Below are 20870 nucleotides of genomic sequence, written 5' to 3'. Positions count from 1 at the left end.
ATCGGCAGGCCCGATCTGTAAACGTATTCAGGGCGAGACTCTGCAGCAACGCCGCAGCGCAGCCTGCATAGTCCCGCCCGTTGATGATGAGGTGGCTGGAATGGCGAATGACAACTGGTGGCGGGGGGCGGTGATCTATCAGGTCTATCCGCGCAGCTACCTTGACAGCAATGACGATGGCGTCGGCGATCTGCCGGGCCTGCTGGCGCGGCTGGACTACATCGCCAGTCTGGGCGTGGATGCCATCTGGATCTCGCCGTTCTTCACCTCGCCGATGGCCGACTTTGGGTACGACATCGCCGACTACCGCAATGTCGATCCGCTGTTTGGCACCCTCGACGATTTCGACCGGGTGCTGGCGAAGGCGCATGCGCTGGGGCTGAAAGTGATGATCGATCAGGTCTTGAGCCACTGCTCCGACCAGCATCCCTGGTTCCGCGAAAGTCGGCAGAGCCTTGATAACCCCAAGGCCGACTGGTTTGTCTGGGCTGACGCCAAGCCAGACGGCACACCGCCCAATAACTGGCTGTCGATCTTCGGTGGCGTGGCCTGGCAGTGGGAGCCGCGCCGCTGTCAGTACTACCTGCACAACTTCCTGGCGTCACAGCCCGACCTGAACTTCCACAACCCGGATGTCCGCGCCGCGCAACTGGATAACGTGCGGTTCTGGCTGGATCGCGGGGTCGATGGCCTGCGTCTGGATGCGATCAACTTCTGCTTCCATGACGCGCAGCTGCGCGACAACCCGGCCAAGCCGCCGGAGCTGCGCACCGGGCGGGGCTTCAGCCCGGACAACCCGTATGCCTTCCAGTACCACTGGTACAACAACACCCAGCCGGAGAATCTCGCCTTTCTGGAAGCGTTGCGTGCGTTGATGGACCGCTACCCGGATGTCGGGGCGTTGGGCGAGATTTCCTCGGAAGACTCGCTGGCCACCATGGCGGAATACTGTGCCCCAGGCCGCCTGCACATGGGCTACAGCTTCGAGTTGCTGACCGAGGATGGCAGCCCGGCCCATATCCGCGCCACGGTCGAGGCGCTGGAAGCGAAGATGATCGAAGGCTGGCCGTGCTGGGCCATCTCCAACCACGACGTTCAGCGCGCGGTGACGCGTTGGGGTGGCGCCGATGCCGATGATGCTCTGGCCAGGCAGTTGGTGGCGCTGGTCTGCTCGTTGCGCGGCAGTGTCTGCCTGTACCAAGGCGAGGAACTGGGTCTTCCGGAGGCAGAGGTGCCGTTCGAGGCGCTGCAAGACCCATATGGCAAGGCGTTCTGGCCCACGTTCAAGGGGCGTGACGGCTGCCGCACGCCGATGCCGTGGGATACCAGTGAACACGCCGGTTTCACCCGCGCCACGCCCTGGCTGCCGATCCCCGAGGCGCATCGTGCCCGTAGCGTGGCGGCGCAGGAGCAGGATCCGGGCTCGGTGTTGAATGCGGTGCGCGCCTTCCTGCGCTGGCGCAAAAGCCAGCCGGCGCTGGTGCGTGGGGCGATCCGCTTTTTCGATGCGCCGCCGCAACTGCTGGTGTTCGAGCGGGTTTTGGAAAATGCGCGCCGGCTGATGGTGTTCAACCTGTCGGCCGAGCCCTGCGACTGGACGCTGCCGATGGCAGGTGTGCAGTTGCCGGTGCCAGGCCCGGTGGCTGGACGTCTGGACGATGGGACGGTGCATCTGCCTGCGCGCGCTGTGGTGTGCATCGTGCCTGCAGATTGAACGGAGAATTTCGATGCGAAATCGCATGGTCGCATGGGCGCTTGCCGCAGGTCTGGCGACTGGCATGTGGGGTCGCCAGGTACATGCCGAAACGGTGGCACAGGTGGCCTCCCCGGATGGCCGCATCGAGGTGACGCTCGACCTCAACGGTGAGGGGCGTCTGGCCTATCGGGTGTCGCGCGACGGCGTGCCGGTCATTGGCGATTCGCGCCTGGGTTTCATTTTCCGCAACGCTCGCCAGCTGCTACGCAACCTGCAGCTGGATGGCCAGACGCGGCGCAGCGTCGATGACACCTGGGAGCAGCCCTGGGGTGAGCGCCGCTTCGTGCGCAATCATTACAACGAGCTGCGCGCCACGTTCGTGGAGAAGGATGGCGACCACCGCCGTTTCGACATGGTGTTCCGCGTTTTCGATGATGGGGTGGGGTTCCGTTACGAGGTTCCCCGTCAACCCGCGCTGCAGGACGCGCAGATCGTCCAGGAACTGACCGAGTTCGCCGTCGCACGGCCCGCTACGGCGTGGTGGATCCCCGCGCTGGAGTGGAACCGCGCCGAATACCTCTACCGGCGCACGCCACTGGAGCAGGTCGGCGTTGCGCAGACGCCGCTGACCCTGCGTACGAACGACGGGTTGCATCTGAGTATCCACGAGGCCGCGCTGGTGGACTACGCGGGCATGAATCTGATGCGCGGCGGCGACGGCGAGCTGCGCGCGCTCCTGACTCCGGGCAGCCCGGTGCCGGTGGTCCGCGCCACGCCGTTCACCACGCCGTGGCGCACGATCACCATCAGCGACCGCGCCGGCGGCCTGGTGGAGTCCAACCTGATCCTCAACCTGAACGAGCCGAACGTGCTCGGCGATGTCAGCTGGTTCACGCCTGCCAAGTACGTCGGCGTGTGGTGGTCGCTGCATCTGGACCAGCAGAGCTGGGCCAGCGGGCCCAAGCATGGCGCGACCACTGACAATACCCGGCGCATGATTGATTTTGCCGCTGCCAACGGCTTCCGCGGCATGCTGGTGGAAGGCTGGAACCTCGGCTGGGATGGCGACTGGTTCGCCAACGGCTGGAACTTCGACTTCAGCACGCCAACGCCGGACTACGATCTCGTTGGCCTTGCGGCCTACGCCAAGGCGAAGGGCGTGCACCTGATCGGCCACCACGAGACCGCCTGCGCGGTCAGCCATTACGAGCGCGGGATGGAGGCTGCCTTTGCCTTGTTTCAGTCACTTGGGATCGAGGTGGTCAAAACCGGCTATGTCTGCGACGCCGGCCAGATCGAGCGCCAGGACGCCGTAGGCGGGCCGGTCCTGCGCGAATGGCACGAAGGCCAGTGGATGAGCAACCACCACCTGCGTGTCGTGCAGGCGGCCGCACGTCATCATCTGGCGATCGATGCCCATGAGCCGATCAAGGACACCGGCCTGCGCCGCACCTATCCGAACTGGGTATCGCGCGAAGGGGCGCGTGGCATGGAATACAACGCCTGGGGCAATCCGCCGAATCCGCCCGAGCACGAAGTCACTCTAGTGTTCACCCGCCTGCTGGCCGGGCCGATGGATTACACCCCCGGCATCGTCAGCCTGACCGGACGCAACGGGCAGGAGATCCAGAGCACGCTGGCGCGGCAGCTGGCGCTCTACGTCGGCATCTACAGCCCGATCCAGATGGTGGCCGACCTGCCTGAGCATTACGCGCAGCATCCCGATGCCTTCCAGTTCATCAAGGACGTGGCGGTGGACTGGGACGAAAGTAAGGTGCTGGCCGGCGAGGTGGGCGAGTACGTGGCCATTGCCCGCAAGCAGCGCGGCGCGCCGGTCTGGTTCGTCGGGGCAATGAACGATCGCCATCCGCGCACGCTGGTGCTGCCGCTCGACTTCCTTGATGCAGGCAGACGCTATCGTGCGGAGATTTACCGCGACGGCGAAGGCGCCGACTGGCACGGCCCGGCGCGCTTCCGCTTCGTGCGTGAGACCAAAACCGTCACCCGTGGCGACCACCTCTCGCTCTGGTTGGCCGGTGGCGGCGGCGCGGCCGTGCGGCTGGTGCCGGTGACGCCATAAAGCACATCGACCTGATGCACAGGCACATGAACAGGATGGCGGCGATGACCGGCTTCGGCGTGTTCTGGCCGCGACGTGGCGCCTCTTCTTGCCGGTCGCAGGGCCTTCGGGGCGATGAATACGTATGCAGATGCTTTCGTTTGGACGGGCGCTGTCACATCATCGCAACCGTCATGCATTCACGCGCTGTACAGGCATGAAATCACGGGGGCCACAGAGCACCCGCGTCGATACATTGAGTCACTTCTGGAGGGGAACGATGAAGCAGTTGAAGCGCAATCTGTTGAGCGTGGCGCTGGCCTCGGCCGCACTGATGCTGGCAGTTCAAGCACAGGCGCAGGAGGCTCAGGCCGCCGCGTCGGCACAAGCAAAAGACAAGAAAACCGAAGACGCCAAGAATCTCGACAAGGTGGTGGTGACCGGCATCCGCGGCGGCATCGAGCGTGCCATCGACATCAAGAAGGACGCCACATCCATCGTCGAGGCGGTCTCCGCCGAGGACATCGGCAAGCTGCCTGATGTCAGCATCGCCGAATCCATCGCCCGCCTGCCGGGTGTGGCCGCGCAGCGTGTCGCCGGTCGCGCACAAGTGATCAGCGTGCGTGGTCTGTCGCCGGATTTCGCCACGACCCTGCTCAACGGGCGTGAGATGGTCAGCACGGGTGACAACCGTAGCGTCGAGTTCGATCAGTACCCCTCCGAGCTATTTGCCGGTGCCACGATCTACAAGACCCCGGACGCCTCGCTGGTGGGGCAGGGGTTGTCCGGCACGATCGACATGCGCACCGTCCGTCCGCTGGACTACGACAAACCAGTGATCGCAATCAGCGGACGCTGGCAGCGCAACTCACTCGGGTCGGCGGCCAATCAGGGCGCCACCGGTAACCGCTTCAGCGTGAGCTACATCGGGCAATCGGCCGATAAAACCTTGGGGTTTTCGATCGGGTACTCGCATGCCGATACCCCGATCCAGGAGAACCAGGTGGGCCTGTATGAGCCTTGGCAGGCCATTGGCAATGGCTGGCGGCCGGGTGTGCCTGCGGGCACCTATTACTCCGATGGCATCAAGGCATTGCGCCGCACTGGCTACACCAAGCGTGATGGCGTGATGGCTACCCTGGAGTACCGGCCCAACAGCGTCTGGACCAGTACCCTTGATGTGTTCCACTCCCAGGCCAAACAGGAAGACACCGCCAATCAGTTCGAAGTCCACATCGGTGGTTACAACGGTGGCTATAGCCCTGGGTTGAATGTGGCCAATGCCCAGGTCAACAGCAACGGCACATTCACGGGCGGCACCGCGCAGAACGTCTATCCGCTGGTGCGTGGCATGTACAACAACCGCAAAGACAAGATCGATGCGGCGGGTTGGCGGAACGAGTTTTTCTTTGATGACGGGGTCAAGCTGTCCGCTGACCTGAGCTGGTCACGCGCCAAGCGTGACGAGTTGAACCTGGAAAACAATACCCAGTTGTTGCCGGCACCACAGTTGGATTCGGTGCAGTTGAGCTTTGTCTCCAATGGCTTTTCGCAGCTGCATCCTGGGCGCGACTACTCCAATCCTGCCAACCTGTATCTGGCGAACACCATCTACGGTTCCGGTTATGGCAAGGTGCCGAAGGTGGATGACGAGCTCAAGAGCGCCCGGCTTGTGGCCTCGCTGCCGGCGCCAGCATCGTTGCAGGGCCTGTTCAGCAGTATCGATGCGGGCGTCAACTATGCCGACCGCAACAAGGACAAGACCCAGCCGGAAGCCAGCATTCTGCTGGGCAGTCAGGGCGTGACCCCGATTGCCAATGATCTGCAATACGGCCTTGTCGATCTTGGGTTTGCCGGTGTCGGGCTGATTCCGTCCTGGAACGTGCCGGCTGCGGTCGCCCGCTACATGACCTTCAATCCCAGCGATTCTGCGGCGCCCCATCTGATTCCCAAAGCCTGGACGGTGATGGAGAAGATCGGCACGGCCTTCGTCCAGGGCAATATCGACACCACTTGGGGGTCGGTGCCGGTGCGTGGCAACATCGGCCTTCAGATTCAGCACACCGATCAGGCCTCGCGCTCGCGCGTGTGGGATAGCTCACAGCCGGCAGGGCAGGAGATTCGTCCCTACCGTAACGGTAAGACCTATACCGACGTGCTGCCGAGCATGAACCTGGCGTTCTCGCTGGCTGACGATCAGACGCTGCGCGTGGCGTTGGCGCGGCAGGTGGCGCGGGCGCGTGTCGATCAGTTGCGCGCATCGGTGGAGTTCGGTGTCGATACTGCCACTGGCAAGCCCGGTGCGGGTGGCGGCAATCCGCTGCTGGATCCCTGGCGTGCCAATGCGTTCGATATTTCCTGGGAGAAGTATTTCGGTAACAAGGGTTACGTGGCGGCAGCCTATTTCTACAAGCAGCTGACCAGCTACATCTACACCCAGACCCGCGATGGGTATGACTTCACCGAGCTGCTGAAAGGCTGGGTCCCGCCGCCGGGGATGACCGTGCCGGTGCAGACCACGGGCACCATGACTGCGCCTTTCAATGGCAAGGGCGGCAAGTTGCAAGGTGTGGAGCTGACGGCTTCGGTTCCGCTTGAGATGGTGTTTGGCGACGCCCTGCAGGGGTTCGGTGTGATTGCCAGCGCCAGCTTCACCGATAGCAGCATCAAGGTGCTTGATCCGGAAAGCGCCAGCAGCGTCGGTAGCGGCCCGATCGCGCTGCCGGGCCTGTCCAAGCGTGTGTACAACTTCACTGCCTATTACGAGCGCAACGGGTTCGAGTTCCGCATCAACAACCGTCGTCGTTCGGACTTCATTGGTGAGATTGGAAACTTCGCTGGCAACCGCACCCTGCGCTATGTGGTCGGGGAGAACATCACCGACGCGCAGGCCAGCTATACCTTCGGTGAGTCCAGCCGCTTCAAGGGGCTGAGCCTGCTGGTGCAGGCCTATAACCTCGGTGACGCAGCCTATCGCACCTATGCGGGCAGCAAGGACCGGCCGCTGGAGTACATCAAGTGGGGCCGCACCCTCCTGTTGGGGGCCAGCTACAAGTTCTAAAGCGCTCCCGTTTCACCCCTGGAAGCCCCCGCCGGTGGTTCACGGCGGGGGTTTTTCTATCCACGGATAGACGACCGATGTCAGTGCTGGCGCGGGTTTTTCGGCATCTGCGCCTTCAGGAAGGCCATCTGGTCGGCGAGGATGTTGCGGTTGGAGAGGATCAGATGCTCGATCCAGCTGGGTCGGTACGGGACGGCCAGCAGTGGCATTCCAGCCTGCTGCGGGGTGCGGTTGCCCTTGCGCGAGTTGCAGTGCACGCAGGCGGTGACGACGTTTTCCCAGACATCACGGCCACCTTTTGATAGCGGCAGGACGTGGTCGCGGGTGAGGACGTGGCGAGAAAACTCACGTCCGCAGTACAGGCACAGGTGCTGGTCGCGGGCAAACAGTGCCGCGTTGGTCAGGGCCGGTGTCGGGGAGACTGCCGAGGGGCGAACATGGCCACGTGCGGCGATGATGGGATGCAACTGCAGGATGCTGCGGCGGCCACTGCTGCGATTGATGCCGCCGTGGAGTTCCAGACAGGGCTCGCCCAGGGTCCAGGCCACTGCGCCGCGGGCATACAGGCAGGCGGCGTCTTGCCAGCTCATCCAGTCCAGCGCACGGCCATGGGCATCCAGTGCCAGTAACCGCAGGGCGGGCGAAAAACCGGTGACCTTGGAGGTCGATGGGCTGGCCGCGTGCCGTTCGGCAGCGGATCCGGGGCCGGTATGGGCCAGACGCGAAAGGGCGCTGTCGGTCTCCATCGGAGCCTGAGCTTATACCCCTTCGATGACAGTTTGAACACCGTTCCTGCCACCCAAGGGCGGCAGGAACGGGTGTGAGGGTGCCGCAGCGGCCGGGTCAGGGGCCGAATTCGGCGTCTTCGTGGGCCATCAGGGCCGCGGCACCGGCGTCGATGGCGGCCTTATGGGCGAGGGTGCGCGGCAGCACGCGGGCGTAATAGAAGCGCGCCGTCTTGCGCTTGGCATCCTTGAACGCCTGCGGCCGGTCCGAGGCGTTGGCGGCAGCGACGCTGCGCGCCCACCAGTAGGCCAGCACGACATAGCCGGAATAGAGCAGGTAGTCGGTGCTGGCGGCGCCCAGCTCTTCCGGATTCGTGGCGGCGCGGGTCAGGATGTTGCGGGTCAGTTGCGCCCACTCGGCGCACTTGGCACGCAGCGGGGCGATGAACTCGGCGAGCTGTGCATCACCTTCATACTGCTGGGCGAAGGCGTCCACCTCGGCCAGGAACAGCTTCAGGCCCGCACCCTGGGTTGCCGCGGTCTTGCGGCCGATCAAATCCAACGACTGGATGCCGGTGGTGCCTTCGTACAGGGTGGTGATACGGGCATCGCGGGCGTACTGCTCCATGCCGTGCTCGTGGATGTAGCCGTGGCCACCGAAGCATTGCAGGGCGTTGTAGGTGTTTTCGATCGCCCATTCGGTCAGGCAGGCCTTGGAGATCGGGGTCAGCCAGCTGACCAGGGTTTCGGCCCGCTCGCGCTCACCGGGGTCGCTGGCCTTTTCGGCAACGTCCAGCAGTGAGTAGGCATGCATCGACAAGAGGCGGCCGCCTTCGATCAGCGCCTTCTGGGTCAGCAGCATGCGACGCACGTCGGGGTGTACCAGCAGCGGGTCGGCCGGCTTGTCCGGATACTTCGGGCCCGACAGCGCGCGCGACTGCAGGCGCTCGCGGGCATAGCGCAGTGCGTTCTGGTAGGCACGCTCGGACAGCCCCAGACCCTGCACGCCCACGCCCAGGCGGGCGGAGTTCATCATCACGAACATGGCCTGCAGGCCGCGGTGCGGCTGGCCGACCAGATAGCCCTCGGCGCCGTCGAAGTTCATCACGCAGGTGGCCGAGCCGTGAATGCCCATCTTGTGCTCGATCGCGCCACAGCGCACCGCGTTGCGTTCGCCCACCGTGCCGTCGCGCGCCACCTTGAACTTCGGCACCACGAACAGCGAGATGCCCTTGGCGCCAGGCGGCGCATCCGGCAGCTTGGCCAGCACCAGATGGATGATGTTGGGCACCAGGTCGTGTTCGCCGGCGGTGATGAAGATCTTGGTGCCGGTAATGGCGTACTTGCCGTCGGCGATGGGTTCGGCGCGGGTCTTGATCAGGCCCAGGTCGGTGCCGCAGTGCGGCTCGGTCAGGCACATCGTGCCGGTCCACTGGCCGGCCACCAGCGGCTTGAGGAAGACTTCCTTCTGCCAGTCCTCGCCGTAGGTTTCCAGCGCCTTGACCGCGCCGTGGCTGAGCATCGGGAAGTTGCCCCAGGCCAGGTTGGCGCTGTCCACCATTTCAGTCAGCACGCCACCCAGCAGGGCGGGCATACCCTGGCCGCCGTGCTCGGGCGCGTTGGTCAGGCCGGTCCAGCCGCCTTCGACGAACTGGTCGAACGCCTGTTTGAAGCCGGGCGGCGGGGTGACGTTGCCGGTGGCTTTGTCGTACTGGCAGCCGATTTCATCGCCGACCCGGTTGAGCGGGGCCAGCACGGTTTCGGTGAAGCGTGCGGCTTCGTCCAGCACGGCATCGACCAGCTCGCGGTTGACGTCGGTATGGCCGAGGCGGGCGAACAGAGCTTCGGCGCCCAGCACGTCGTAAAGGGCAAAGCGGAGATCGTCGAGAGGGGCTTTGTAGGTGCTCATGCGATGCAGTCCGGGCATAGGCGGGCCGCCCGTCGGCCCGCGGAAGGCAAGAGCATACTACAGCGTATGGTGAGCCGGAACGGCCCGCAGTGTTTCGTCAGCGCAGGGTGCCCGGCAGGCCCGGTACCGGCGAGAGCGCGCTTTCGTGTTTGACCGTCCAGGTGCGTGGTTTGCCGTCCTGCGCCGCCGCATTCACGCTGCCCGACAGGGTGTACGACAGGCCCGTGCCGTCGGCCAGGGCCGCGGCAAGGCGGGCGCGGCCGGCGGGCAGTGGGGTGAGGGAGGTGCTGGCCACGTCGCCGGATTCGGGGCCGACCTCCAGCCCCGGTGCAAACTCCAGCCGGGCGGCCGGGCCGGTGTCGAACGTCAGGTCAAGGGCCACCCGTTCGAACCGCATGGGCACGCTGCTGTAGTTCTGCAGGCGCAGCTGCACGTCCCAGGTGCCGTCGCTGCGCACGCTCAGCTGCTGGATGCTGACAGAGGGCTCGGACACCCGTCGGATCTGGCCGCCGCTACACGCCGCCAGCACCAGCGCCAGTAGGGCAAATGGAATGTGGCAGATCACACGGGTCAGACGGGTACGCTGGGGCATCGACGGCTCCTGTCACGGAAAAGCAGCGGGTGACTCAGTAACCCTGATCACCACCCGGCACGGGCTGTTCACGGATGTACTGATCCTTGGCGGTGATGAACGCCTCGGCGTAGCGATAGGCCTCGCGTCCCAGTGCCACTCGAGCGTCCATGTCCAGGCTGGCATCGTGCCGGTGAGCGACGAGCTGGGTGTACAGGGTGAAGGCGAGATCGTGAATGTCCATCGGGATGCTCCGCAGGTGCAGGATATGAACATACACCGCCCACCGCCGAGCCGGAACACCTACCCTGGCGGGAATCACGACGGTTGGCTTGATACGGCCAACGGCGAGCCCGGACAAACGCCGGGCTCGCCATGGCCTGATCTGCGTCCTTGCTGGACGCGTTCGAGCTTTGCTTGGATTACCAGATCACCACACGCTGGTCGTCGGCACGCACCATCGGGTCGCCGGCCTTGCAGCCAAAGGCGTGTGCGAAGGCGGGCATATTGCTGGGGGCGCCGATGGCGCGGAAGTTGGCGGGTGCGTGCGGGTCGGTGTTCAAGCGCACCTTCAGCTCGTCCGGCGTGAAGTTGCGGCGCCAGACCGTGGCCCAGTTGAAGAAGAAGCGCTGGTCGCTGGGATAGCCGTCGATCTTCTCGTCGCCACGCTTGCTGGCGGCCTTTAGGGCGTTCTGGTATGCGTCCCAGGCCACGTTCAACCCGCCGAGATCGGCGATGTTCTCGCCCAGGGTCAGTGCGCCTTTCACGTGCAGGCCGTCGATGGCCACATAGTCGTCAAACTGCTTGACCAGCTTGGCGGTGCGGGCGTTGAAACCGTCGCGGTCGGCCTTGGTCCACCAGTTGTTGAAGTTGCCCTTGGCGTCGAACTGGCTGCCCTGGTCGTCGTAGCCGTGCATCATCTCGTGGCCGATCACCGCGCCGATGCCGCCGTAGTTCAGCGCCGGGTCGGCCTTGGGGTCGAAGAACGGCGGTTGCAGGATCGCGGCGGGGAACACGATCTCGTTCATCAGCGGGTTGTAGTAGGCATTGACCGTCTGCGGTGTCATGCCCCATTCGCTGCGGTCCACCGGCTTGCCGATCTTGCTCATCTCCCAGGCATGGTTGAACCGGGCCGCCGCCAGCACGTTGCCGGCGTAGTCGTCGCGGCGCGTGTTCAGGCCATCCCAGCTGCGCCACTTGTCGGGGTAGCCAATCTTGGGCGTGAAACTGGCCCACTTCTCCATCGCCTTGGCCTTGGTATCCGGGCTCATCCAGTCCAGGTTTTCCAGCCGGGCCTTGAGCGCCAGCCGCAGGTTGTCCACCAGCTTGGCCATTTCGGCCTTCGATTCCGGCGGGAAGTACTGCTTGACATACAGCTGGCCCAGCGCCTCGCCGACGCTGCCCTCGGTGGTGTCCAGCACCCGTTTCCAGCGTGGCTTTTGTTCCTTCTGGCCGCGCAGGGTGCGGGCGTAGAAGTCGAAGCGCTCATCGTTGAAGCGGTCTGCCAGGTACGGTGCCATGCCGTCGATCAGCTGCAGACGCAGATAGGCCTGCCACTGTGATGCGGGGACATCGGCCAGCATCCGGTCGAACTCGGCAAAGAAGCGGGGTTGTGACAGCGAGAAGCCGTCGGCCTGGACGCCATTGGCCTTGAAGAACTCAGTCCAGGAGAAATGTGGGGTGAGTTTGTCGGCTTCAGCCAGGCTGACGTAGTGGTACTGATTGTTGGGGTCGCGCAGTTCGACCGGCGACAGCGATGCCTTGGCCAGCCGGGTTTCGAACGCCAGCACATCCGCAGCCTGCTTGTCGGCATCCGCAGCGGCCACACCCGCATTCTGCAACTGCTTCGAGACGTGCTTCACGAACGCCTCGCGGATGGCCTTGTACTTGCCGTCTGGGCCGTCCTCCAGGTAGTAGGCCTTCTCCGGCAGCGACAGGCCGCCCTGGAAGGCAAAGCCGATCTTACGGGTGGCGTCCTTGAAGTCGGATTCGGCGCCGAAGCTGAACACCTCGCCGCGGCCGGCGGCAAACTCGTCGCGCAGGTACTGGGCGATGTCGGCCGGAGTCTTGAGCGCAGCGATGCGGTCGAGCATCGGTTGGATCGGGGCAAGCCCGGCCGCATTGATGCGGGCGGTGTCCATGCCGCTGGCGAAAAAGTCGCCGACCAGCTTTTCGACGCCCTGCGCGTTGGGATTGGCTGCCGCGGCTTCGGCGATGCTGCGGCTGGCGGCCTGGGAGCGCTCGTCGAGCATTTCAAAGCTGCCCCAGGTGGTGCGGTCGGCCGGCACGGGGTTGGCCGCCAGCCATTTGCCATTGACATACCCGGCGAAATCCGCGCAGGCGTTTTTGGTCGTGTCCAGATCGCTTACGTTGAAGGTTGCCAGCGGCGGCAGGGCTGGGGTGGCCGGTTGCGAGGTGGCGGTATTCGCACTGGCCGCGGACTGATCATGCGTCTGGCAGGCCGTCAGCGCGGCGGCAATGGCAAAGGGCAACAGCAAGGGTTTGAGGGACTTCACAGATCAGGCTCCAAAAAATCAAAGACATGCCGGGAATGGTCTTCCGGGCAGGGCGCATCGCCGGTGGATGGCGAGGGTGAGTCTGCCAGAGCGGGCCATGGCGATGTCAGCATGGCGCCTCCTGTGACGGTTGCCATCTGCCGAAAGTCGGGGCGCTGGGATACACTGCGTCCGGGAAGGCTTAAACGCGTCCAGTCGCGGCGGGTCAGGCCATCCCCGGTCGGCAACATCATTTTGAGGAGACACGCCCATGCGTGTGCATTTCCACGGCGCAGCCGGGCAGGTGACCGGTTCGATGCATCTGGTCGAGATCGCCGGCCGTCGCATCCTGATCGATTGCGGCATGGTGCAGGGTAGCCCCGAGGCTGAGGCGCAGAACTTCGCGCCGTTTCCGTTCGACCCCGCCCGGCTCGATGCGGTGATCCTCAGCCATGCCCATATCGACCATATCGGCCGGGTGCCGCGGCTGGTGATGGCCGGGTATCGCGGGCCGATCCTGGCGCAGTCGGCCACGGCCGAGCTGTTGCCGATCATGCTGCTGGATTCGGCGGCGCTGCAGGAGAGCGATGCCGAGCGTCTCAACCGCAAGCGCAAGCCCGGCCAGCCGCGGGCCATGCCGCTGTACACCCGGGAGGACGTGCAGGGAATACTCGGGCAGGTGCGTCCGTTGGCCTATGGGCCGCACCCGGGCATCCTGCCTGGGGTCGATCTAGTCTTGCGCGATGCCGGCCACATCCTGGGGTCATGCAGCGTGGAGTTGCGCGGCGAGGGCCGGGTGCTGGTGTTTTCCGGCGACCTGGGGATGAAAGGCACGCCAATCCTGCGCGATCCGGAGCCAGTTCCGCATGCCGACCTGCTGCTGATGGAGTCCACTTACGGCAACCGTAACCACCGGCCGCGCCCGGAGACGGTGCAGGAGCTGGGCGAGATCCTCGACGCAGCGTGGCGGGATGGCGGCAATGTCCTGATTCCGGCCTTTGCGGTCGGCCGAACGCAGGAACTGCTGTACTGGTTTGCCCGCCATTGGGACGACTGGCAGATGGCGCGCTGGCGGATTTTTCTCGACAGCCCAATGGCGTCGAAGGTGGTGCAGGTGTACGACCATCACCATGGCCTGTTCGATGCGGAGGCGCGTGCGGTCTGGCGCCAGACCCCCAGCCCGTTCCGGCTGCCCAATCTTCACGTCACTCAGTCGGTCGAAGAGTCGATGGCGATCAACCGCATACATGGCGGCGCGATCATCATCGCCGGCAATGGCATGGCCAACGGCGGGCGCATCCTTCACCACATGCGCCAACATCTGCCGCACCGTCAGACCCGGATCATCTTCGTGGGCTATCAGGCCGAAGGAACCCTCGGGCGACGCCTGGTGGATGGCGCGCGCTGGGTGCGTATCCATGGCCACGACGTGCAGGTGCAGGCGCATCGCCATACCGTCGGCGGGCTGTCGGCCCATGCCGATCAGCAGGGGTTGCTGGAGTGGTACGCCGCCTTTACCACACCACCGCCGGTGGCGCTGGTGCATGGCGAGGACTTGGCCCGCGAAGCGCTGGCCGGTGAAATCGCGGCGCGGCACGGGGTACAGGCCCTGTTGCCGCGGCCTGGCATGCAGGCCGAGGTCTGAAGGCGCCGCGGAGTCGGGGGGATTTAGCGCCGGCGTGCGCCGCCGGCACCGGACAGCAGGATCAGGCCGCCGATCAGCCCCATGGTGCGCATGAACAGCACCAGCTGGCTGGCCAGGGCCCCGCCGGACAGTTTCCAGAACGGATGCGTGAGCGCCGCCTCGACCAGAAGAACGAGGGCGGTGAACAGCGCCACTGCGCGCAGCTGCCAGCCGGCGGCCAGCAGCACGCCCAGGAGGACTTCGCCAGCACTCAGCAGCAGTGTGCCGTTGCTGGTGGGCACGCCGTGCAGCGCCTGCCACAGACGGACGCCACCGTTGACCAGGAACACCGCAGCCAGCAGCCATTGAGCGAGTCGGACTTCAAGTTTCATGTCGGATCAGTCATCAAAGAAGTGGGTGGGCCTGTCATGCCGGGGTGGGCCGGGTAAAGCCCACACGTGCAGGTTGCGTGCGAGCTGCCAGCCGCAGTGCCCGGGATCAGCGCGGCAGGGTGTCCAGGGCGGCGGCCATCTGGCGGCGGGCAAATACGAAATCCCACAGGCTGCCGCCCAGTTGCCGCCACAGCACGGCGGCACGCAGAGCCGCCAGCAGCAGGGCGCGGATCTCCGCCACCACGCTGGCCTGGCCCAGGTAATGCGGGTTGCCCTGCACCATCACGCGCGGGCGCAGGGTGCTGAGGGTGTCGGCATACAGCCGGGCCAGGTCGCGGATCACGTCAGGGTGGGTGCTGCCAAGCTGCTCTGCGCGCGGGGCGATCTGACGCAGGCCGGCCTGAACCCGGTCGGTCAGCGGGCGTTGGCGAAGAAACCGGCGTTCCAGTTGCAGCACGGCCAGGGCCAGGCGGCCCAGGGCTTCGTCCCGGTTGCCGCGGGCCAGGGTCTCGCGGAGCTGGTTGAGCCCGACACGCAGCGCCTCGGCGCCGCCAAACACGGCGTCGGTATCGGGCGCGTCGATCCGGAACACGCTGTCCAGGGCAGTCTGCATCTGGGCCTGGCTGGACTGGCCGGTTTCGGCGATCTGGCGGACCTGGGCCAAGGCTTGCAGCAGGCCGGCCAGGGCCAGTACGCGATCTCGATAGGGATGGCTCATGAGGCGTTGTTTCAGCTTCCGGGAACGGGGGCGTCGGTGGCGGCGATCACGGCACCGCCCAGACAGACCTCACCATCGTAGAGCACCACCGATTGCCCTGGGGTCACCGCACGCTGTGGCCGATCGAAGCGAACGTCGAGTGTGCCGTCATCAAGCACGCTGACCTGGCATGCTTCCTCGGGCTGGCGGTAGCGGGTCTGGGCGGTACAGGCAAAGCGTGCAGCCGGCGGCTGGCCGGCGATCCAGTGTGCAGGTTCGCTGCGCAGCGTCCGCGACAGCAGCCACGGGCTGTCGTGGCCTTGATCAACGTACAGGATGTTTTTCGCCACGTCCTTGGCGACCACGAACCACGGCGCCTGTGGACGTCCGCGCACGCCGCCGATCGCTAGCCCTTCGCGCTGCCCGAGAGTGAAGAAAAACACACCCGGATGCGTGCCGATCCGCTGGCCGTCCGGGGTGCGCATGTCGCCTTCCTGCGCCGGCAGGTACTGCGCAAGGAAGTGGCGGAAGTCGCGTTCGCCGATGAAGCAGATCCCGGTGGAATCCTTCTTGCGCGCAGTGCGCAGGCCGTGGGCTGCGGCAATGGCGCGGACTTCGTCCTTGCGCAGCTCGCCCAGCGGAAACCGGGTGGCGGCCAGCTGCGCCTGCCCAAGCTGGTGCAGGAAATAGCTCTGGTCTTTGCTGCGGTCGACGGCGCGCAGCAGCTGGAACCTGTCGCCCTGAACCCCGATACGCGCATAGTGACCGGTGGCGATCGCCTCGGCGCCCAGCTCACGGGCAGCGTCGAGGAAATGCTTGAACTTGATTTCGCGGTTGCACAGCACGTCTGGGTTCGGCGTGCGGCCGGCCGCGTATTCGGCGAGGAAATGGCGGAACACGCCGTCCCAGTATTCCTTCGAAAAGTCACGGAAACGGATCGGCAGGCCCAATGCGCCGCACACGGCCACCGCGTCGCGACGGTCGTCCTCGGCGCGGCATTCGCCGGAGCCGTCATCGGCCCAGTTCTGCATGAACAGACCGGTCACGTCCCAGCCGGCATCGCGCAGCAGCAGGGCGGCGACCGAGGAATCCACGCCGCCGGACATGCCGACGACGATACGCGACGGGGTGTGACTCATGCGATGTGCCGGGCCAGCGACAAGGGGTGCCGGCTGCCGCCAAGATAGTCGGCGACGGTCTGCCAGACCAGCGGGCTACGGTGACGCGCGGCCTCGGCCTGCAGTGCTTCCGGGGTCAGCCACAGCGTACGGACGATGCCTTCATCGAGGGTGGCGCCGGGGATCTCCTCAAGCAGATCGGCGGCGAAGGCGACACGCAGGTAGTGGCGTCCGGTTTCCGGCGCGCGCCACTGATAGAGCCCGACCAGGTGGGTCAGGCGGACGTGCCAGCCGGTTTCTTCGCGGGTTTCACGCAGGGCGGCGTCGAGCAGGCTTTCGTCAGGCTCCAGGTGCCCGGCAGGCTGGTTGAGCACCAGCCTGCCGGCCACGCGTTCCTCGACACACAGCAGGCGCCCGTCGCGGGCCACGACCGTTGCCACGGTCACGTCCGGCTGCCAGAAACGCCCTTCGCGATAGCTCATCAGAATGTGTCCTTGTTCCCAGACAGTTTGATTTCCTTGTCGTCCGCGTTTTGTGCGGCGATCTCGATGGCGGCCTCCAGTTCGGTCGCACCGACGGTGTCCGGCAGTTTGATGACGTAGTACAGGACATCGCCTGCGACTTCCCACGCGCCGATTTTCATCCTCCGGTTTTCTTCGAGGAGTGCGAGCGCCTGCTTGGCTATTCCGTCTTCTTCCACTAGGGCCACCGGTGAGAACACTTCCCGCACCTGGAAGCCAGCCACCGATTGGGTGGCGCCTGAAACGAAGACCAGCTGGGTGCGGCCCTCCGACTTGTAGGAAATCAGGATCTTGTAGTCGCCATCGTCATCGATCTCGTATTTCACTCCGCGCGCCTCAAGCCTGGATTTGACTGAAGCATCACTGGCATAGGCGGACGACGCGGCGAGAGGGAGCAGGCAGGCAAGGGCAAGCAGGGGCAGACGCATGGGGATCTCCAGAGTTGGGTGTGCGATGTCTGCCGAAAGTCGTGGGCCGCGCCGCCGGCAGGGAAGGGCGCCCGTATAATTTGCACATGCCGACCCACCCCGACAAGCCGCAGCACCAGCCCGATCACGGCGTGGCCGTGGCGCCGGCCCGGCCCGAAGTCACGCCGCCGCCGCTGTACACGGTATTGCTGCTGAATGACGATTACACCCCGATGGACTTCGTGGTGGATGTGTTGATGCAGTTTTTCGGCATGTCCCTGGAGAAGGCCACCCAGGTCATGCTGCACGTGCACACCCGCGGGCGCGGGGTGTGCGGGGTCTATACCCGTGAGATCGCCGAGACCAAGGTGGCCCAGGTCAACGAATACGCCCGCCTGAACCAGCACCCATTGCTGTGCACGATGGAGCGGGCTTAAGCCCGCTGGGGGCTTGTGCCGGACGGCAATGCGCCTTACATAGGGAGACAGACTCCCCCCGGATCGTTTCCCATGTTCAGCAAGGATCTCGAGCACACCATCGGCCAGTGCTACAAGCGCGCCCGCGAAGCGCGGCACGAGTTCATGACGGTCGAGCACTTGCTTCTGGCATTGCTGGACAACCCGTCCGCCGAGGCGGTGCTGCGGGCGGTCGGTGCCGACATCCCGCGCTTGCGCGATGACCTCGAAAATGCCATCGAAGTTTCGGTCGGCCGGCTGGCCGACGACGATGGCCGTGACACCCAGCCGACCCTGGGCTTCCAGCGGGTTCTGCAGCGCGCCGTCTATCACGTGCAGTCCTCGGGCAAGAAGGAAGTCACCGGCGCCAACGTGCTGGTGGCGATCTTCGGCGAGAAGGACTCACACGCCGTCTATTTCCTCAACCAGCAGGACATCCACCGGCTGGACGTGGTCAACTACATCAGCCATGGCATCACCCGCCATGCCGGCGACTCCCCGTCACCGGCGTCGGAGGAGGCCGAAAAGCCGGAGGCAGGCGAAGGCGAGGCCGGCAAATCCGATCCGCTGGCCGAGTTCGCCACCAATCTCAACGCACTGGCGGCTGCCGGCAAGATCGACCCGCTGGTGGGGCGCAATGAGGAAATCGAGCGCACCATTCAGGTGCTGTGCCGGCGGCGCAAGAACAACCCGCTCTATGTCGGTGAATCCGGCGTAGGCAAGACCGCGCTGGCGGAAGGCCTGGCCAAACGCATCGTCGATGGCGAGGTGCCGGCGGTGCTCGCCGAGGCGGTCATCTACGCGCTGGATCTGGGTGCGCTGGTGGCCGGCACCAAGTACCGCGGTGATTTCGAAAAGCGCCTCAAGGGCGTGCTGGCGGCGCTGAAGAAGCAGCCCAACGCGATCCTGTTCATCGACGAGATCCACACCATCATCGGCGCCGGTGCGGCCAGTGGCGGCACCATGGATGCCTCCAACCTGATCAAGCCGGTGCTGGCCAATGGCGAGCTGCGCTGCATCGGCTCCACCACCTTCCAGGAATACCGTGGCATCTTCGAGAAAGACCGGGCGTTGGCGCGCCGGTTCCAGAAGATCGATATCACCGAACCCACGGTAGGGGAGGCGGTGGAAATCCTGCGTGGCCTGAAGGCGCGCTATGAAGCACATCACGAGGTCAGCTATGCCGACGAGGCGATCCGTGCTGCGGTGGATCTGTCGGTCAAGCACATTGCAGACCGTCTGCTGCCGGACAAGGCCATCGACGTGATCGACGAGGCCGGCGCACGTCAGCGCCTGCTGCCGCCGGAGGCGCGCAAGCACGTGATCGACGTCGAGGAAATCGAAACCATCGTCGCCAAGATGGCGCGTATCCCGGCCAAGCAGGTCAGTGCCTCCGACAAGGACGTGCTGCAGCATCTGGAGCGCAATCTGAAGATGGTGATCTTCGGCCAGGATCCGGCCATCGAGACGCTGGCTGGCGCGATCAAGCTGGCGCGCTCGGGCCTGGGCAATCCGGACAAGCCGATCGGCAGCTTCCTGTTCGCCGGCCCCACCGGCGTGGGCAAGACGGAAGTCACCCGCCAGCTGGCCCTGCAGCTTGGGATCGAGCTGATCCGGTTCGACATGAGCGAGTACATGGAGCCGCATTCGGTCAGCCGCCTGATCGGCGCGCCGCCCGGTTATGTCGGCTTCGATCAGGGCGGGCTGCTGACCGAAAAAATCGTCAAGACGCCGCACTGCGTGCTGCTGCTGGACGAGATCGAAAAGGCCCATCCGGACATCTTCAACATCCTGCTGCAGGTCATGGATCGCGGCGTGCTCACCGATACCAACGGGCGCGAAGCCAACTTCCGCAACGTGATTCTGGTGATGACCACCAACGCGGGCGCCACCCAGGCGGCGCGTCGCAGCATTGGCTTCACCCGTCAGGATCACAGCACCGATGCGATGGAAGTGATCCGGCGCACCTTCAGCCCGGAGTTCCGCAATCGTCTGGATGCCGTGGTGCAGTTCCAGCCGCTGGGCTTCGAGCACATCCTGCGGGTCGTGGACAAGTTCCTGATCGAACTGGAAACCCAGCTGCACGACAAGAAGGTGAGCCTGACCGCAAGCCCGGCCGCACGGGAATGGCTGGGGCAGCACGGGTTCGACCCGTTGATGGGCGCCCGCCCGATGGCACGGCTGATCCAGGAGCGCATCAAGCGCCCGCTCGCCGACGAGCTGCTGTTTGGCAAGCTGGTCAATGGTGGCCGGGTGGCGCTGGATGCCATCGATGGCGAGCTGGTGCTGGAGGTTCAGGCCGAACCCGAGAAACTGCTGCCGGCCGTGCTGGCGTAACACCGGATGGGTGCGATCCGCCTGTTGCTGAGGCCGGTGGTGGTGGCGGCGGCCGAGGTGCCGACGCAGGCAACAGGCTGGCTGACCCCGGACGAGATGGCGCGGCTTCAGGCGATCACCGAGCCCGTCCGGCGTTCGGAGTTTCTTGCGGGCCACTGGCTGGTGCGGGTGCTGGCCGGGCAGTGGCTGGGCTGCGATCCGCAGTCGCTGGCGCTGGTGGCGGCCTCATTCGGTCAGCCACGGTTGCAGGCGGCGAGGGCGGATGTACCCCTGCACGTCTCACTCAGCCATAGCGGTGGCTGGTTGGCCGTGGCGCTGGCACCGGTGCCGGTGGGGGTGGATCTCGAGCTTTCCCGTCGCCCGCGTGACTGGCAGGCACTGGCACGCGCATTTTTTGCCGAGGAAGAATCCCGCGCCCTGGACGATGCGGCGCCTGCGGCGCGTGCCGCCGTGTTTCATCGCGTGTGGACGCTCAAAGAGGCCTACGCCAAGCGCGATGGTCGCGGTCTGACCCGCACCCGCTTGCGCACGGTGGTGGCGCGGCCGGCGCCAGCCGATCAGGCCGATGCCTGGTGCTGGCCACTGGGCGAGGGCGCGCTGGCGCTGGCGGCAGCGCCGGGAATGGTCTGCCAGGTCGATGGCGCACCGCCGGAGTGCGGGTTGCCGTCGGGGTGGCGGTACCAGCGATTGCAGGCACCCGCAGCGCGGGATGCATAAGTTCAAACACCTTTGGCACTCCTTCGAAGCAGGAGGAGCGCCATGCAAGTGCACCATGCCGGGTACCGAATCCGGGGGTTCTATCG

At 65.3% G+C, this 20870-nt stretch carries 17 protein-coding genes; 7 read left to right on the top strand and 10 right to left on the bottom strand.

The annotated features are described in order from the left end of the window. Positions 1–100 precede the first annotated feature (100 nt). The 3 genes from BUA29_RS01220 (at position 101) to BUA29_RS01210 (ending at position 6816) form a co-directional block, all read left to right on the top strand. The gene (locus BUA29_RS01220; protein WP_072754823.1) at positions 101–1714 is read left to right on the top strand and encodes an alpha-glucosidase; all 1614 of its coding nucleotides are present in this window, start codon (positions 101–103) and stop codon (positions 1712–1714) included. Between the two features lie 25 nt (positions 1715–1739). Beyond that, on the top strand, positions 1740–3776 hold the full coding sequence (locus BUA29_RS01215) for a glycoside hydrolase family 97 protein (protein WP_425443759.1): 2037 nt from the start codon (positions 1740–1742) through the stop codon (positions 3774–3776). Positions 3777–4035: 259 nt separating this feature from the next. After that, positions 4036–6816 (top strand): TonB-dependent receptor, encoded by a 2781-nt coding sequence (locus tag BUA29_RS01210; RefSeq protein WP_072754821.1) that lies wholly within the window; start codon positions 4036–4038, stop codon positions 6814–6816. An 80-nt stretch (positions 6817–6896) separates the two neighbouring features. Here BUA29_RS01210 and BUA29_RS01205 read toward each other — a convergent pair whose 3' ends face one another. From BUA29_RS01205 to BUA29_RS01185, 5 genes are all read right to left on the bottom strand, one after another. Next, the gene (locus tag BUA29_RS01205; RefSeq protein WP_072754820.1) at positions 6897–7562 is read right to left on the bottom strand and encodes an HNH endonuclease; all 666 of its coding nucleotides are present in this window, start codon (positions 7560–7562) and stop codon (positions 6897–6899) included. A 97-nt stretch (positions 7563–7659) separates the two neighbouring features. After that, entirely contained in the window at positions 7660–9450 is a 1791-nt protein-coding gene (locus BUA29_RS01200; RefSeq protein WP_072754880.1) for an acyl-CoA dehydrogenase C-terminal domain-containing protein, read from the bottom strand. A 97-nt stretch (positions 9451–9547) separates the two neighbouring features. Further along, positions 9548–10042 carry a hypothetical protein gene (locus BUA29_RS01195; protein WP_072754819.1) on the bottom strand — a complete coding sequence of 165 codons (495 nt, stop codon included), beginning with the start codon at positions 10040–10042 and terminating at the stop codon, positions 9548–9550. Between the two features lie 34 nt (positions 10043–10076). After that, positions 10077–10265, bottom strand: a complete 189-nt coding sequence (locus BUA29_RS01190) for a hypothetical protein (protein ID WP_072754818.1) — start codon at positions 10263–10265, stop codon at positions 10077–10079. A gap of 178 nt (positions 10266–10443) precedes the next feature. Further along, the gene (locus BUA29_RS01185) at positions 10444–12537 is read right to left on the bottom strand and encodes a M13 family metallopeptidase (RefSeq protein ID WP_072754817.1); all 2094 of its coding nucleotides are present in this window, start codon (positions 12535–12537) and stop codon (positions 10444–10446) included. Positions 12538–12787: 250 nt separating this feature from the next. Here BUA29_RS01185 and BUA29_RS01180 point away from each other — a divergent pair, with 250 nt between their 5' ends. Next, positions 12788–14161, top strand: a complete 1374-nt coding sequence (locus BUA29_RS01180; protein ID WP_072754816.1) for an MBL fold metallo-hydrolase — start codon at positions 12788–12790, stop codon at positions 14159–14161. A 23-nt stretch (positions 14162–14184) separates the two neighbouring features. Here BUA29_RS01180 and BUA29_RS01175 read toward each other — a convergent pair whose 3' ends face one another. The 5 genes from BUA29_RS01175 to BUA29_RS01155 all read right to left on the bottom strand — a co-directional run bounded on the left by BUA29_RS01175 (position 14185) and on the right by BUA29_RS01155 (position 17296). Continuing rightward, on the bottom strand, positions 14185–14532 hold the full coding sequence (locus tag BUA29_RS01175) for a hypothetical protein (protein ID WP_072754815.1): 348 nt from the start codon (positions 14530–14532) through the stop codon (positions 14185–14187). A gap of 106 nt (positions 14533–14638) precedes the next feature. Next, positions 14639–15250, bottom strand: coding sequence for a high frequency lysogenization protein HflD (gene hflD, locus BUA29_RS01170; RefSeq protein WP_072754814.1), 612 nt, complete (start codon positions 15248–15250; stop codon positions 14639–14641). An 11-nt stretch (positions 15251–15261) separates the two neighbouring features. Then, complete coding sequence (mnmA, locus tag BUA29_RS01165; protein ID WP_072754813.1) at positions 15262–16368, bottom strand: tRNA 2-thiouridine(34) synthase MnmA; 1107 nt, start codon at positions 16366–16368, stop codon at positions 15262–15264. After that, entirely contained in the window at positions 16365–16829 is a 465-nt protein-coding gene (locus BUA29_RS01160) for an NUDIX hydrolase (protein WP_072754812.1), read from the bottom strand. The genes mnmA and BUA29_RS01160 overlap by 4 nt, the downstream gene beginning before the upstream one ends. Beyond that, the gene (locus tag BUA29_RS01155; protein ID WP_143148762.1) at positions 16829–17296 is read right to left on the bottom strand and encodes a type III secretion system chaperone family protein; all 468 of its coding nucleotides are present in this window, start codon (positions 17294–17296) and stop codon (positions 16829–16831) included. Before BUA29_RS01155 ends, BUA29_RS01160 begins: the two co-directional genes overlap by 1 nt. A gap of 86 nt (positions 17297–17382) precedes the next feature. Between BUA29_RS01155 and clpS the strand changes: the two genes are divergently transcribed. The 3 genes from clpS to BUA29_RS01140 all read left to right on the top strand — a co-directional run bounded on the left by clpS (position 17383) and on the right by BUA29_RS01140 (position 20784). Beyond that, positions 17383–17712 (top strand): ATP-dependent Clp protease adapter ClpS, encoded by a 330-nt coding sequence (clpS, locus tag BUA29_RS01150; protein WP_072754810.1) that lies wholly within the window; start codon positions 17383–17385, stop codon positions 17710–17712. 72 nt (positions 17713–17784) lie between these two features. After that, on the top strand, positions 17785–20067 hold the full coding sequence (clpA, locus tag BUA29_RS01145) for an ATP-dependent Clp protease ATP-binding subunit ClpA (RefSeq protein ID WP_072754809.1): 2283 nt from the start codon (positions 17785–17787) through the stop codon (positions 20065–20067). Positions 20068–20073: 6 nt separating this feature from the next. Further along, on the top strand, positions 20074–20784 hold the full coding sequence (locus BUA29_RS01140; protein ID WP_072754808.1) for a 4'-phosphopantetheinyl transferase family protein: 711 nt from the start codon (positions 20074–20076) through the stop codon (positions 20782–20784). Positions 20785–20870: the final 86 nt, after the last annotated feature.

It is taken from the genome of Thermomonas hydrothermalis, assembly GCF_900129205.1.
GTDB lineage: Bacteria > Pseudomonadota > Gammaproteobacteria > Xanthomonadales > Xanthomonadaceae > Thermomonas > Thermomonas hydrothermalis.
Note: the sequence above shows the minus strand (reverse complement) of the source record. Positions and strands in the feature narration are given on the sequence as shown.

Coding starts and splice junctions, on each gene's coding strand:
- BUA29_RS01175 (WP_072754815.1), bottom strand. CDS start 14,532: ATGAAACTTGAAGTCCGACTCGCTCAATGGCTGCTGGCTGCGGTGTTC.
- BUA29_RS01140 (WP_072754808.1), top strand. CDS start 20,074: ATGGGTGCGATCCGCCTGTTGCTGAGGCCGGTGGTGGTGGCGGCGGCC.
- BUA29_RS01200 (WP_072754880.1), bottom strand. CDS start 9,450: ATGAGCACCTACAAAGCCCCTCTCGACGATCTCCGCTTTGCCCTTTAC.
- BUA29_RS01180 (WP_072754816.1), top strand. CDS start 12,788: ATGCGTGTGCATTTCCACGGCGCAGCCGGGCAGGTGACCGGTTCGATG.
- clpA (WP_072754809.1), top strand. CDS start 17,785: ATGTTCAGCAAGGATCTCGAGCACACCATCGGCCAGTGCTACAAGCGC.
- BUA29_RS01155 (WP_143148762.1), bottom strand. CDS start 17,296: ATGCGTCTGCCCCTGCTTGCCCTTGCCTGCCTGCTCCCTCTCGCCGCG.
- BUA29_RS01190 (WP_072754818.1), bottom strand. CDS start 10,265: ATGGACATTCACGATCTCGCCTTCACCCTGTACACCCAGCTCGTCGCT.
- BUA29_RS01220 (WP_072754823.1), top strand. CDS start 101: ATGGCGAATGACAACTGGTGGCGGGGGGCGGTGATCTATCAGGTCTAT.
- clpS (WP_072754810.1), top strand. CDS start 17,383: ATGCCGACCCACCCCGACAAGCCGCAGCACCAGCCCGATCACGGCGTG.
- BUA29_RS01205 (WP_072754820.1), bottom strand. CDS start 7,562: ATGGAGACCGACAGCGCCCTTTCGCGTCTGGCCCATACCGGCCCCGGA.
- hflD (WP_072754814.1), bottom strand. CDS start 15,250: ATGAGCCATCCCTATCGAGATCGCGTACTGGCCCTGGCCGGCCTGCTG.
- BUA29_RS01215 (WP_425443759.1), top strand. CDS start 1,740: ATGGTCGCATGGGCGCTTGCCGCAGGTCTGGCGACTGGCATGTGGGGT.
- BUA29_RS01195 (WP_072754819.1), bottom strand. CDS start 10,042: ATGCCCCAGCGTACCCGTCTGACCCGTGTGATCTGCCACATTCCATTT.
- mnmA (WP_072754813.1), bottom strand. CDS start 16,368: ATGAGTCACACCCCGTCGCGTATCGTCGTCGGCATGTCCGGCGGCGTG.
- BUA29_RS01160 (WP_072754812.1), bottom strand. CDS start 16,829: ATGAGCTATCGCGAAGGGCGTTTCTGGCAGCCGGACGTGACCGTGGCA.
- BUA29_RS01210 (WP_072754821.1), top strand. CDS start 4,036: ATGAAGCAGTTGAAGCGCAATCTGTTGAGCGTGGCGCTGGCCTCGGCC.